This window comes from Micromonospora sagamiensis (assembly GCF_014680085.1).
GTDB lineage: Bacteria > Actinomycetota > Actinomycetes > Mycobacteriales > Micromonosporaceae > Micromonospora > Micromonospora inyonensis.
On sequence record NZ_AP023438.1, the window covers coordinates 2,385,759 to 2,398,079 of the forward strand.

Consider the following 12,321-nt stretch of genomic DNA (forward strand, 5'->3'; position numbering starts at 1 on the left):
CGGATCGGAAGCCAGCGGGGGACACCGTGCATTCACGCCACCAGCAGCTCCAGGCGGAGCCGGGCACCCGTCCCGACGAGCCCGGACGCGAGGACGGCCCGGACGCCGACGAACGGGCGTGCGTGGTGACCGCGCTGCGGCTCGGCTGGTGGATGGCGGACGCGTACCACCACGCGCGGACCGCGAGCCTGGACGACGGCCCTCCCGGCCGGCCGGCCGCACCCCGCGCCAAGCTGTCCAACCTGACGGAGATGTCGGGGCGGCAGCGGATGCGGATGTACCTCGACGCGGTGGAGGTCGCACTCCGCCAGATCGCCGCGCTGACCCGGCACGACGGGGACGGCCCGTCGACCGCCGCCGCCCAGGCGCACATCCGCGACGCCGGCCACGACCGCCCCGGTGACGTCGACGCGATGCTGGTCGCTCTGGACGAGCTGAACGTGGACGTGCTGCGCTGGGCGATGGCCCGCAACCACCGGGTCGGGATCGGGTACCGCCTCGGCCGCTCCCTCGCCGACACCGTCCGCCGGTGCGACACCGAGGAGCTGCCCCAACGGTTCGGCGGCCGGCAGGACCAGCTGCGCCGCTGGCTGGACGAGCTGGCCAGTGTGCTGCCGCCGTACTCGGCCCCGGTGGTGCGCCACTCCCTGGAGAGCTGGACGACCGCGGTCCGCGCGGCGGCGGCGGGCGACCCGCACGAGGCGGAGCTGCGCGACCTCGCCGACGAGCTGCGCAACCAGGGCGAACTGTGGCGCAGCGTGCTCACCGGCGGGCTGCACCCCCGGGACCTGCTCGACGAGGAGCACTACGCGATCGTCGCGCGCAACCTGATCATCCGGGACCGGCGGTTGGTGGTGCAGGCGGCGCGCGGAATCTGCTACCCGGTGCTCGTACCGCTGCTGGTGATCCTGCTGGCGGTGGTCGGGGTGAGCGCCACCGCCGCCGCCGGCTCCCCGGTCACCCGGACGGCGGTCGCAGTGCTCGGCCTCGGCGCGGGGCTGGCCGCCATCTGGCGTGCGCTCTCCGGTCCGGCGCTCCAGGTCGCCGGTGAGGTCAACCGGCCGCTGCTGCACGGTGAACTGGTGGTGCAGATGGCCGGGTGCGTCGACCGGCCGCTCGACGCGGCCCGCGCCGCCAGCCGCGCCCGCCGCGACGGGCCCACCGTGAGCACGGACGGCCCACCGGTCCCGACCATCCCGGTGCCAGGATGTCCGGCGGGGGCCGACGGCTCCGACGTATCCGGTGACGGCACCGGATGGTGCCCGCACCGTAGGAGGAGCACCCGATGAAGTACATGATCATGCTGTACGGCACGCAGCAGGACTACGACGCCATGGCCGGGCGGCCGGGGGGCGACAAGCCACCGATGTCGCACGAGGAGGTCGCGGCCCTGCACGCCCACATGGAGAAGATCCACCGGGACCTGGCCGACTCCGGTGAGCTGGTCGGCGGGCTGGGGCTCACCGCCCCGGTGCACGCGCGCCGGGTGCAGCTGCGGGGCGGTGCGCCGGTGGTGACCGACGGGCCGTACGCGGAGTCGGAGGAGGTCTTCGCCGGGTACACGATCGTGGACTGCGCGAGCTTCGACCGGGCGACCGAGATCGCCGCCCGGTTCGTGAACCCGGACGTGCCCGGCGAGTACGTGGACGTCCGGCCCGTCCTGGAGAACGTGGACGACCTGGAGCTGTGACCACCACCTCGGGCCGGGCGGAGCGTCCACCCGGCCCGCACGACGAGGTCGAGGGCCTGCTGCGCCGGCTGGCGCCGCAGGTCCTCGGCGCGGTCGTCCGCCGGTACGGCCACTTCGACGCCGCCGAGGACGCGGTGCAGGAGGCGCTGCTCGCGGCGGCGCTGCGCTGGCCGGTCGACGGCCTGCCGGAGCACCCCCGTGGCTGGTTGGTCACCGTCGCCGCCCGTCGCCTGACCGACCTGCTCCGCAGCGAGCAGGCACGCCGGCAGCGGGAGGCCACGGTGGCCCGGTGGGTACTGCCCGAGGGGTGGCTCGCCCCGTCCGCCGACCGGGTGGCGGCGGAGGCGGACGACACGCTCGTGCTGCTCTTCCTCTGTTGCCACCCCGCGCTCGCCCCGGCCGCGCAGATCGCGCTCACCCTGCGGGCCGTCGGCGGGCTGACCACCGCCGAGATCGCCCGCGCGTTCCTGGTGCCGGAGGCGACCATGACCCGGCGGATCAGCCGGGCCAAGCAGCGCGTCCGGGCCAGCGGGATGCCCTTCGCCCTGCCCCCGCCGGGGGAACGGGAGGCCCGTCTCGACGCCGTCCTGCACGTGCTCTACCTGATCTTCACCGAGGGGTACGCGAGCACGTCCGGCCCGCGCCCGCACCGGGTCGAGTTGTCCGCCGAGGCGATCCGGCTGACCCGGATGCTGCACCGGGCCCTCCCCGACTCCGGCGAGGTGGCCGGCCTGCTCGCGCTGATGCTGCTCACCGACGCCCGGCGGCCGGCGCGCACCGGCCCGGACGGCGAACTCGTCCCGATGGCCGAGCAGGACCGCAGCCGGTGGAACACCGCTCTCGTCGCCGAGGGCGTGGCCCTGGTGGACGGCACGCTGGGCCGGGAACCGGCCGGCCCGTACCAGCTCCAGGCCGCGATCGCCGCCCTGCACGACGAGGCACCGAGCGCCGGGGCGACCGACTGGCCGCAGATCGTCGCCCTCTACGAGCTGCTGCTCCGGCTGGCCGACAACCCGGTGGTACGGCTGAACCACGCGGTCGCGGTGGCCATGGCCGACGGCCCGCACGCCGGACTGGCGCTGCTGGCCGCACTCGCCACCGACGAGCGGATCACCAGCGGCCACCGGTTCCACGCCGTCCGGGCGCACCTGCTGGAGCAGGCCGGCGAACGGGCGGCGGCGCGCGAGGCGTACCTGACGGCGGCCCGCCACCCGACCAGCCTGCCGCACCAGCGGTACCTGCACGGCCGCGCCGACCGCCTGACCGACCGGTGAACCCGGCCCGATCGCCGGGGCCGGTTCACCCGCCCGCCCGGCCGAGCAGTTCCTGCCGGCGGCGGCGCAGCAGTTCCCGCTCGACGGTGTTCTCCGTCCGGGCGATCGCCGACTGGTAGGCGAACACCGCGTCGGCGTCGCGGCCGAGCCGGCGGAGCAGGTCGGCGCGGATCGCGTGGAACAGGTGGTGCTGGCCGAGATCGAGGGCGTCGACCAGGGCCAGCGCCGGCCCCGGCCCGTCGACCTCGGCCACCACGACCGCCCGGTGCAGCGCCGCGACCGGGCTGGGGGCGACCGCCATCAGCTGGTCGTACAGCGCCAGGATCTGCCACCAGTCGGTGTCGGCCGCCGTCCGCGCGTCGCTGTGCACGGCGTTGACCGCCGCCTGGATCTGGTACGGCCCGGGCTGGTTGCGCCGCAGGCAACGCCGGACCAGGTCCTGCCCCTCGCGGACCAGGTCGGCGTCCCACCGGTCGCGGTCCTGCTCGGCGAGGCGGACCAGTTCCCCGCCCGGGCCGGTGCGCGCCGGCCGGCGTGCCTCGACCAGCAGCATCAGGGCGAGCAGGCCGATCACCTCCGGCTCGTCCGGCATCAGCTCGGCGAGCAGCCGCCCCAGCCGGATCGCCTCGGCGCAGAGTTCCGCGCGGACCAGCCGGTCCCCGGAACTGGCCGTGTACCCCTCGTTGAAGATCAGGTACAGCACGGCCAGCACGGTCCGGAGCCGTTCCGGCAGGTCGGCGTCCGCCGGCACCCGGTACGGGATCCCCGCGTCCCGGATCTTGGCCTTGGCCCGGACCAGCCGTTGGGCCATGGTCGACTCGGGCACCAGGAAGGCGCGGGCGATCTCGGCGGTGGTGAGCCCGCCCAACAGCCGCAGGGTCAGCGCGACCCGCGCGCCGGGGGCGAGCGCCGGATGGCAGCAGGTGAAGATCAGCCGGAGCCGGTCGTCGTGCACGGGCCCCTCCTCGGCTGGCTCTCCGGCGGCGTGCAGCAGGGCCGCCTGCGCGTACCGGTCGGCCCGGGTCGCCTCCCGCCGGAGCCGGTCGATCGCCCGGTTCCGGGCGGTGGTGATGATCCAGCCAGCCGGGCTGGGCGGCGGGCCGTCGTCCGGCCAGCGCCGCGCCGCCTCGACGAAGGCGTCCTGGACCGCCTCCTCGGCGACGTCGAGGTCACCGAAGACACGGGCCAGGACGGCGACCGCCCGGCCGTACTCGGCGCGGAACACCCGCTCCAGGGCGGGTCGGGTCACGCGGGCTCGTTCACGAAGGGCCGCACCTCCACCGCAAGGGTGGTGGCCCGGGCCAGCCGACCACCCCAGTCGAGCGCGGTGTCCAGGTCGGGGGCCTTGATGATGGTGAAGCCGCCGAGGTGTTCCTTGCCCTCGGCGTACGGGCCGTCGGTCGTCAGCAGTTCCCCGTCGGTGACCCGGACCACGGTCGCCGTGCTCGGCGGGTGCAGCCCGCCGGCGAAGACCCAGACTCCGGCCGCCCGCATCTCCGCGTCGACCACGCCCACGTCCCGCATGATCTTCTCCAGTACCTCGGCCTCCGGTGCGGGGCCGTCCGGCTGGACCACGCTGAGCAGGTACTGCTTCATGAGGTGTCTCCTCGCCTACCGTCGCCGGCCGGTGCCGACGCTCACCCACTACACGAACGAGCGCGAGCGGAATCGACACCGCCTGGCGGGAGAATCAACCGGTCGGCGGGATCGTCCAGGTGAACCGGGCCGGACGGCGCTCGTGGAACGCCGCCACCCCCTCCCGCGCCTCACCGCTGGCCCGGACCTGCCGGTGCCACCAGGCCGCCCGCCCGGCGTCGGCCCGACCGTCCACGATCTCCTTGGCGGCGACGACGCTGAGCTGGGAGCGGACGGCGACGGTGCCGGTCAGCTCGGCGATCCGGCCGGTGAACCGGTCGACGGGCACCACCTCGTCGACCAGGCCGACCCGCGCGGCCCGGTCGGCGTCCACCAGCTCGCCGGTGAAGATCAGGTATTTCGCCGTGGCCGGCCCGACCAGCGCCGCCAGACGGCGGGTGGTCGGCGTCGGGTAGACCACCCCGAGCTTGGCCGGCGGGACGCCGAACCGGGCGTCGGCGGCGGCGATCCGCAGGTCACAGGCGACGGCGAGCTGACAGCCGCCGCCGACGCAGGCACCGCGTACCGCGGCGACGGTCGGCTTGGCGAACGCGGCCAGCCGTTCCTCGGCGGCCACCGCCACGCTCTGGTCGCCGGCTGCCAGCAGCTCGTCCAGGTCACCCAGGTCGGCCCCGGCGCAGAAGGTCTCCCCCGCCCCGGTGAGCACCAGGACGCGGACGGCCGGGTCCACCTCCAGCCGGTCGAGCAGCGGTGGCAGCTGCCGCCACATGTCCGGGGTCATCGCGTTCCGGCGGCGCGGATTACTGATCTCCACCGTCGCCACCGCCCCGGTCACCCGGACGGTCAGCCCGCCATCCCCCACCGCTCCCCCTCCCGCCCGGCCCTTCCGGCCCGCCGACCCTAACCCGTCGGGCCGGTCCCGAGGTCGGGGCGATCCAGGCGCTCCGCCCCACGCGGGCCGGGCGGTTTCAGTGCATCTGGCCCACGCGGATGCGGTTGCCGAAGGGGTCACGGATGCCGAAGTCGATGCCGTACGGGCGGTCGGTCGGCTCGTCGGTGACGTCCACGCCCTTGGCCACCAGGTCCGCGTACGTCCGGTGTGCGTCGTCGGTGGTCATGAAGAGGTAACCACCCAGCGCGCCCTTGGTCAGCAGCTCCCGCACCTGCTCGGCGGTGGCCGGGTCCAGGGCCGGCGGGCCGGGCTTCTCCAGCAGGATCTCCCGGCCCGGGTCGCCCGGGACCCGGACCGTCAGCCAACGCATGAAGCCGAGATCCTGGTCGGTGCTGACCTCCAGGCCGAGCTTGCCGACGTAGAAGTCGAGGGCCTCGTCCTGGTCGAGGACGTAGACCTGGGAGCGGGTGATCGCGTTCATCGTCATGCCACCACGCTACGACCCGCCCCTGACCTGCTGCTTATCCGAAACTGCTGGGTCTGGTCCAGGCCTTGGTGAAGCAGCTCGGCACGGTGCCGGCCGGGCTCCGCCGCTTCCGGAACGCGGTCGGCGACTCGCCGACGATCTCCGAGAAGGTCCGGCTGAACGTGCCGAGACTGCCGAAGCCGACCGCGACGCAGATCTCGGTGACGTCGCGGTCCGACTCCAGCAGCAGGGACATCGCCCGTTCGACCCGCCGACGCTGGAGATAGCGGTGCGGGGTCTCGCCGAAGGTCGCCCGGAAGGTACGGATGAAGTGCGCCTCGGAGACGTGGGCGATCCGGGCCAGGGACGGGATGTCCAGCGGCTCGGCGTACGAACGGTCCATGGCGTCCCGGGCGCGCAGCATCGCCCGGTTGGACTGCTCGACCGCACGGCTCACGCCCGCCAGCCTACGAGGGCACCCCCGGCCGGCAGCCCGCCGGCCGGGAGGTTTCGGCGGACCGGACTGCGGAAGAATGTCGACCATGGACTTCCAGGTCGACGTCACACCCCCGTACCGGCTCTGGGCCAGGGCGGTCGGCCCGGTCGACGCACCGCCCCTGCTCCTGGTCATGGGCGCCAACGCCAGCGGACTCACCTGGCCGCCCGCGCTTGTCGACCGGCTCGCCACCCGGCACCGGGTGATCGTCTACGACCACCGCGACACCGGCCGCTCCACCCGGGCGTTCGACGAGCACCCGTACCAGGTGGCCGACCTGGCCGACGACGCCGTCGCCGTACTCGACGCGGCCGGCGTGGAGCGGGCGCACGTCGTGGGCATGTCGATGGGCGGCGTACTGGTGCAGCTCCTCGCCCTCGACCACCCCGGACGGCTGCTGTCGGCCACCGCGTTCTGCACCACCGCGCTCGGTGCCGGGCTGGCCGGCGGCGACGACGCACCGCCCCTGCCGGACCCGGACCCGCGACTGCTGCGCCTGTGGGAACACTTCACCGACGAGCGGGACCGGGAGGCGGAACTCGACTGGCGGGTGGCGCACTGGCGGCTCCTCAACGGCGACGTGCTCCCCTTCGACGAGACCGCCTTCCGGGAGATCGAGGTGACCTGTATCGACCACACCGGCACCCACCGCAACCCCGCCGCGCACGCCCGCGCCGGTCAGGACGGACTGGACCGGGGCGCGGAGCTGGCCGGCGTACGCGTGCCGTTCCTGGTCGTCGAGGCACCGGAGGATCCGATCAACCCGCCGCCGCACGCGTCCCACCTGGCCGGACTGATTCCGTCGGCCACGCTGGTCCGCATCCCCGGCATGGGGCACGCACTGGCACCCGCGGTGCTGGATCCGCTCGCCGACGCGCTGCTGGCCCACACCACCGCGGTCCCGCCGGCCGCGCGGTGAGCCACCTGACGGACAGGACGGTCGGATCCGGACGCCCGTCGTCCGGGCCCGTTCCGTGGCGGAACGGACCCGGAACCGACGGGAATTGGAGCCCCCGGCCGGGATCGAACCGGCGACATCTCGCTTACAAGGCGAGTGCTCTGGCCAGCTGAGCTACAGGGGCGCGGGCGTCCGTGGTCAGCATAGCGACTGACGTCCGGATTTCCTCCCTCACCAGGCCCCTCAGCACCGGAAACGTGATCCGGCGGTGTCCTTCTGGTCGGGTTGTGATCCTACGGTGCACGCAACGCAGTCAATGTCCCGGCGATTGATGGTTGTGCGTGCCCTACTGACCGGTATGCGAATGTCGTCGGTCCCATCCGGTGCTCACCGTCTTGGCAGCCGGGGAAATCCCGTTTACGGTGCAGTGACGCGGACGACATTCCGGTGACCCCCGGGTGACGGGAATTCGGCCGACGGGCCGGCGCGGCCACGCGCCGGTTGCTCCTTCACTCGGATCGTCCGGCACGTTCCTGCCGGTGAAAGGAAGCGCTTCACCATGGCCACGGTCACCTACGCCAAGGCGTCCCGCATCTACGCGGGCACCGAGCGGCCCGCCGTCAACAAGCTGGACCTGGAGATCGGCGACGGCGAGTTCCTCGTCCTGGTCGGCCCCTCCGGTTGCGGCAAGTCCACCAGCCTGCGGATGCTCGCCGGCCTGGAGGACGTCGACGAGGGCTCGATCTACATCGACCAGCGCGACGTCACCCACCTGCCCCCGAAGGCCCGCGACATCGCGATGGTCTTCCAGAACTACGCCCTCTACCCGCACATGTCGGTGTACGAGAACATGGCGTTCGCGCTCAAGCTCCGCAAGACCCCCAAGTCGGAGATCGACCGGCGGGTCAAGGAGGCGGCCGCGCTGCTCCAGCTGGAGGAGTACCTCAGCCGCAAGCCGAAGGCGCTCTCCGGTGGCCAGCGCCAGCGGGTCGCGATGGGCCGGGCCATCGTCCGCGAGCCCCAGGTCTTCCTCATGGACGAGCCGCTGTCGAACCTCGACGCCAAGCTCCGGGTGCAGACCCGTACCCAGATCGCGTCGCTCCAGGCGAAGCTCGGTGTCACCACCGTCTACGTCACCCACGACCAGGTCGAGGCGATGACCATGGGTCACCGGGTGGCCGTCATGCTCGACGGTGTCCTCCAGCAGGTGGACACCCCCCGGGCGCTCTACGACACCCCGGCGAACGTCTTCGTCGCCGGCTTCATGGGCTCCCCGGCCATGAACATCAAGACCGTTCCGCTGGGCGAGCACGGCGCGACCTTCGCCGAGATGAGCATCCCGCTCACCCGCGAGCAGGTCGAGGCGGCCCGCGCCGAGGGCGGCAACGGCAAGGTCACCGTGGGCTTCCGTCCGGAGGACTGCGAGCTGGTCAGCCCGACCGAGGGCGGCATGCCGGTCGTCGTCGAGCTGGTCGAGGACCTCGGCTCGGACGCCAACATCTACGGCCACGCCGCGCTGGAGGGCGCGAACGAGCGGTTCGTCGTCCGTACCGACCGTCGGGCCATGCCGAACATGGGTGACACCGTGTTCGTCAAGCCGCGCACCGGCCGGATCCACGTCTTCAACGCCGCCAGCGGCAACCGGATCTGACGTACCCGCGAAAGGGGCGGCCCGCTTCGGCGGACCGCCCCTTTCGGCGTCGATACGGGCCTCAGCCGGCGCTACGCCGCCGGGACACCTCGGCGAGGGTGACCGCCGCCGCGACGCTGGCGTTCAGCGACTCCACATCGGAGACCATCGGGATGCGCACGGTCAGGTCGCAGGTCTCGCCGACCAGCCGGGACAGACCGCGCCCCTCCGAGCCGACCACCACGACCAGCGGGCCGACCGCGGCCTCCAGGTCGTAGAGGTCGGTCTCGCCGTCGGCGTCCAGCCCGACCACCATGAACCCGGCGTCCTGGCAGGCCTTCAGGGAGCGGGTCAGGTTCGTCACCTGCGCCACCGGCACCCGCGCCGCCGCGCCGGCACTGGTCCGCCAGGCGGTCGCGGTGATCCCCGCAGCCCGCCGTTCCGGTACGAAGACACCCTGCGCGCCGAACGCGGCAGCCGACCGGATCACCGCGCCGAGGTTGCGCGGGTCGGTGACCCCGTCCAGCGCCACCAGCAGCGGGGCGGTCTGCTCCAGCGCCGCCGCCACCAGGTCCTCGAACGGCTCGTACGCGAACGACGGCACCTGGAGACCGACGCCCTGGTGCAGCACGCCCCCGGTCATCCGGTCCAGTTCGGCCCGGCTGACCTCCAGGATGGCGATGCCCCGGTCCGCGGCCGTCCGGATGATCTCCTTGACCCGGTCGTCGGCGTCGATGCCCTGGGCGGTGTAGAGCGCGGTCGCCGGGACGTGCGTACGCAGCGACTCCAGCACCGGGTTCCGGCCGACCAGCAGCTCGGGGCTGTCCTTTGCCGGGTTCGACCGGCGGCCCGGGGCGACCCGGGGGCCACTGCGGGCGGCCGGCTTGCCGCCGCGCCCCTTGGCGGCGGGGACGCCCCGGCCCCCGCCCTTGCCCCAGGTGGTGTCCTTGCTGCCGGGCTGGCCGATCTTGGGGGCACGCCCCTCCTCGGCGGCGGCACGCCGTTCCTTGTCCTGCTTCCAGGCGGTGCGCTGGGGCAGCTTCTCGGTGCCCGAGTACGCCTTGTGCCAGGGACGCTCGTCGGCAGGGAGGGTCTTCCCCCGCCCGGCGAGGGCGTCCCGGTTCTTGCCTCCGGAGCCCTTCGGGGCTCCCGCCTTCGGGGCCAGTCGCCGGCCTCGGCGCTGTGAGTTGCCGGGCATCAGTCCTGCTCTCCAATAGTCCAACGGGGTCCCTGGGGGGTGTCCTCGACCATCACGCCGGCCTGCTTGAGCTGGTCGCGTACCGCGTCGGCGGCGGCCCAGTCCTTGCGACCGCGCGCCTGGGCACGCTGCTCCAGGGCCAGCGCGACCAGGGAGTCCACCACGCCGCGCAGGTCGTCGCCGCGACCGCCGCCGGTCCAGGCGGCGTCCAGAGGGTCGACGCCGAGGATATCCAGCATCGCGCGGACGGCGGCGAGCGCGGTGCGGACCGTCACATCGTCCCCGCCGGCCAGCGCGGTGTTCCCGTCGCGGAGGGCGTCGTGCAGGACGGCCAGCGCGGCGGAGGTGTTCAGGTCGTCGTCCATCGCGGCGGTGAACGCCGCCGGCAGCTCGCCGGGGTGCCCCGCGCCGGCCCGCTCGACGGCCCGCTGCACGAAGCCCTCGATCCGCCGGTACGCGGTCGCCGACTCGCGCAGCGCGTCCTCGGTGTAGTCGATGCGGGACCGGTAGTGCGCCGAGGCGAAGTAGTAGCGCAACTCGACCGGCCGTACCCCGAGCGAGGCGACATAGGCCAGGTCGAGGGCGTTGCCGGCCGACTTGCCCATCTTCGCCCCGTCGAGGCTGAGCAGGCCGTGGTGCACCCAGTAGCGGGCGAACGGCAGGCCGGCGGCGGTCGACTGGGCGATCTCGTTCTCGTGGTGCGGGAAGGTCAGGTCGAGCCCACCGCCGTGGATGTCGAACTCGGCACCGAGGTAACGCCAGCACATCGCCGAGCACTCGATGTGCCAGCCGGGGCGGCCCCGCCCCCAGGGCGACGGCCAGTAGGCGTCGGCCGGCTCGTCCGGCTTGGCGCCCTTCCAGAGCGCGAAGTCACGCGGGTCACGCTTGCCCCGGTCGGGGGCGTCCCCGGCGGACTGCATGTCGTCCGGCGACTGGCCGGAGAGCGTGCCGTACGCCGGCCAGGAGCCGACGTCGAAGTAGACGTCGCCGGAGCCGTCGGTGGCCGGGTAGGCGTGTCCCCGCTCGATCAGCGTGGCGATCAGCTCGTGCATCTCCGGGACGTGCCCGGTGGCCCGGGGTTCGTACGTCGGCGACAGCACGTTCAGCGTCCGGTACGCGGCGGCCAGGATCTGCTCGTTGGCGTACGCGATCGCCCAGAACGGGCGGTCCTGCTCGCACGACTTGACCAGCAGCTTGTCGTCGATGTCGGTCAGGTTGCGGATGAAGGTGACCTCGAAGCCCTTCGCCAGCAGCCACCGGCGCAACACGTCGTAGTTGACGCCGGAGCGAAGATGACCGATGTGCGGGGGTGCCTGGAGGGTGAGACCACACAGGTAGACCCCCACCTTGCCGGCTTCCCGCGGGACGAAGTCCCGGACCGAACGGGTGGCGGTGTCATACAGGCGTAGCGTCACCGTACAAGGGTAACGGTCCCCACGTCCTCGAAGCTGCCCGGCGCGGGCCGTACGCTGCCTGCTGTGGAGACGGCGGGACGACCCGGTGACGGGTTCGCGGAGCCGGTCGGGGGCACGACACCCGGTCGACCCGGGGAGACCTCGCAGACCCTGGACCGGGGACTGCGCCTGCTGCACCTGGTCGCGGACGCGCAGGGCGGGCTGACCGTCACCGAGGCCGCACACCGGCTCGGCATCGGCCGGGCGGCCGTCTACCGGCTGGTCAGCGCACTGACCGGGCACGGCATGCTGCGCCGCGACCGGGCGGGCCGACTGCGCCTCGGTGCCGGGGTGCTGCACCTGGCCCGACGTGCCCAACCGCTGCTCGCCGAGGGGGCGATGCCCGCGCTGCGCCGGCTGGCCGAGCAGGCCGGGGCGACCGCGCACCTGACCGTGGTGGAGGGGGACGAGGGCGTCGCCCTGGCCGTGGTCGAGCCGAGCTGGACGGCGTTCCACGTGGCGTACCGGACGGGCTCCCGGCACCCGCTGGAGCGCGGGGCGGCGGGCCGGGCCATCCTCGCCGGTCGGACCGGCTCCGCCGGCCCGGTGACCACCGAGGGGGAGCTGCAACCCGGTGCGTACGGGGTGGCCGCTCCGGTGCTCGGCGTACCCGGGCTGGAGGCGAGCGTCGGCGTGGTGGCGCTGGCCCCGCTGGACGCCGGAAGCGTCGGCGGGCAGGTCCTCACCGCCGCCGCCGCGATCGCCCGCGCCCTGTCCTGAGCTGGCC

13 protein-coding genes and 1 tRNA gene are annotated in these 12,321 nt (G+C 73.6%); 6 read left to right on the forward strand and 8 right to left on the reverse strand.

The features are described 5' to 3' along the window. The first annotated feature begins 26 nt into the window (after positions 1-26). From IGA62_RS10180 to IGA62_RS10190, 3 genes are read left to right on the forward strand one after another with little or no spacing between them, the layout of a single operon-like run. Entirely contained in the window at positions 27-1,289 is a 1,263-nt protein-coding gene (locus IGA62_RS10180; RefSeq protein WP_186499696.1) for a hypothetical protein, read from the forward strand. Continuing rightward, entirely contained in the window at positions 1,286-1,690 is a 405-nt protein-coding gene (locus IGA62_RS10185) for a YciI family protein (RefSeq protein WP_145815264.1), read from the forward strand. Before IGA62_RS10180 ends, IGA62_RS10185 begins: the two co-directional genes overlap by 4 nt. Beyond that, positions 1,687-2,964, forward strand: a complete 1,278-nt coding sequence (locus tag IGA62_RS10190) for an RNA polymerase sigma factor (protein WP_145815263.1) — start codon at positions 1,687-1,689, stop codon at positions 2,962-2,964. Before IGA62_RS10185 ends, IGA62_RS10190 begins: the two co-directional genes overlap by 4 nt. A gap of 25 nt (positions 2,965-2,989) precedes the next feature. On the opposite strand, the gene IGA62_RS10195 is transcribed toward IGA62_RS10190, so the two are convergent. From IGA62_RS10195 to IGA62_RS10215, 5 genes are all read right to left on the reverse strand, one after another. Next, positions 2,990-4,213 carry an RNA polymerase sigma factor gene (locus tag IGA62_RS10195; RefSeq protein ID WP_145815262.1) on the reverse strand — a complete coding sequence of 408 codons (1,224 nt, stop codon included), beginning with the start codon at positions 4,211-4,213 and terminating at the stop codon, positions 2,990-2,992. After that, entirely contained in the window at positions 4,210-4,560 is a 351-nt protein-coding gene (locus tag IGA62_RS10200; protein WP_145815261.1) for a YciI family protein, read from the reverse strand. The genes IGA62_RS10195 and IGA62_RS10200 overlap by 4 nt, the downstream gene beginning before the upstream one ends. 94 nt (positions 4,561-4,654) lie before the next feature. After that, positions 4,655-5,422: an enoyl-CoA hydratase/isomerase family protein gene (locus tag IGA62_RS10205; protein WP_145815260.1), complete on the reverse strand. Its 768-nt coding sequence runs from the start codon at positions 5,420-5,422 to the stop codon at positions 4,655-4,657. 106 nt (positions 5,423-5,528) lie between these two features. Further along, positions 5,529-5,939, reverse strand: coding sequence for a VOC family protein (locus IGA62_RS10210; protein ID WP_091452676.1), 411 nt, complete (start codon positions 5,937-5,939; stop codon positions 5,529-5,531). 34 nt (positions 5,940-5,973) lie between these two features. Further along, entirely contained in the window at positions 5,974-6,375 is a 402-nt protein-coding gene (locus IGA62_RS10215) for a helix-turn-helix domain-containing protein (protein WP_145815259.1), read from the reverse strand. A gap of 85 nt (positions 6,376-6,460) precedes the next feature. Between IGA62_RS10215 and IGA62_RS10220 the strand changes: the two genes are divergently transcribed. Further along, positions 6,461-7,333, forward strand: a complete 873-nt coding sequence (locus tag IGA62_RS10220; protein WP_145815258.1) for an alpha/beta fold hydrolase — start codon at positions 6,461-6,463, stop codon at positions 7,331-7,333. Positions 7,334-7,419: 86 nt separating this feature from the next. Here the strand turns inward: IGA62_RS10220 and IGA62_RS10225 are convergent. Beyond that, positions 7,420-7,496 (reverse strand) — tRNA-Thr (locus IGA62_RS10225). A 375-nt stretch (positions 7,497-7,871) separates the two neighbouring features. Here IGA62_RS10225 and IGA62_RS10230 point away from each other — a divergent pair. Continuing rightward, entirely contained in the window at positions 7,872-8,963 is a 1,092-nt protein-coding gene (locus IGA62_RS10230) for an ABC transporter ATP-binding protein (protein ID WP_145815257.1), read from the forward strand. Between the two features lie 61 nt (positions 8,964-9,024). On the opposite strand, the gene rlmB is transcribed toward IGA62_RS10230, so the two are convergent. Both rlmB and cysS read right to left on the reverse strand, forming a co-directional pair. Then, on the reverse strand, positions 9,025-10,140 hold the full coding sequence (gene rlmB, locus IGA62_RS10235; RefSeq protein ID WP_145815256.1) for a 23S rRNA (guanosine(2251)-2'-O)-methyltransferase RlmB: 1,116 nt from the start codon (positions 10,138-10,140) through the stop codon (positions 9,025-9,027). Further along, positions 10,140-11,555, reverse strand: coding sequence for a cysteine--tRNA ligase (gene cysS / locus IGA62_RS10240; RefSeq protein ID WP_145815255.1), 1,416 nt, complete (start codon positions 11,553-11,555; stop codon positions 10,140-10,142). The genes rlmB and cysS overlap by 1 nt, the downstream gene beginning before the upstream one ends. 63 nt (positions 11,556-11,618) lie before the next feature. On the opposite strand from cysS, the gene IGA62_RS10245 reads away from it, so the two are divergent. Then, positions 11,619-12,314 carry an IclR family transcriptional regulator gene (locus IGA62_RS10245; RefSeq protein WP_145815254.1) on the forward strand — a complete coding sequence of 232 codons (696 nt, stop codon included), beginning with the start codon at positions 11,619-11,621 and terminating at the stop codon, positions 12,312-12,314. Positions 12,315-12,321: the final 7 nt, after the last annotated feature.

Coding starts and splice junctions, on each gene's coding strand:
- IGA62_RS10185 (WP_145815264.1), top strand. CDS start 1,286: ATGAAGTACATGATCATGCTGTACGGCACGCAGCAGGACTACGACGCC.
- IGA62_RS10200 (WP_145815261.1), bottom strand. CDS start 4,560: ATGAAGCAGTACCTGCTCAGCGTGGTCCAGCCGGACGGCCCCGCACCG.
- IGA62_RS10210 (WP_091452676.1), bottom strand. CDS start 5,939: ATGACGATGAACGCGATCACCCGCTCCCAGGTCTACGTCCTCGACCAG.
- IGA62_RS10220 (WP_145815258.1), top strand. CDS start 6,461: ATGGACTTCCAGGTCGACGTCACACCCCCGTACCGGCTCTGGGCCAGG.
- IGA62_RS10230 (WP_145815257.1), top strand. CDS start 7,872: ATGGCCACGGTCACCTACGCCAAGGCGTCCCGCATCTACGCGGGCACC.
- rlmB (WP_145815256.1), bottom strand. CDS start 10,140: ATGCCCGGCAACTCACAGCGCCGAGGCCGGCGACTGGCCCCGAAGGCG.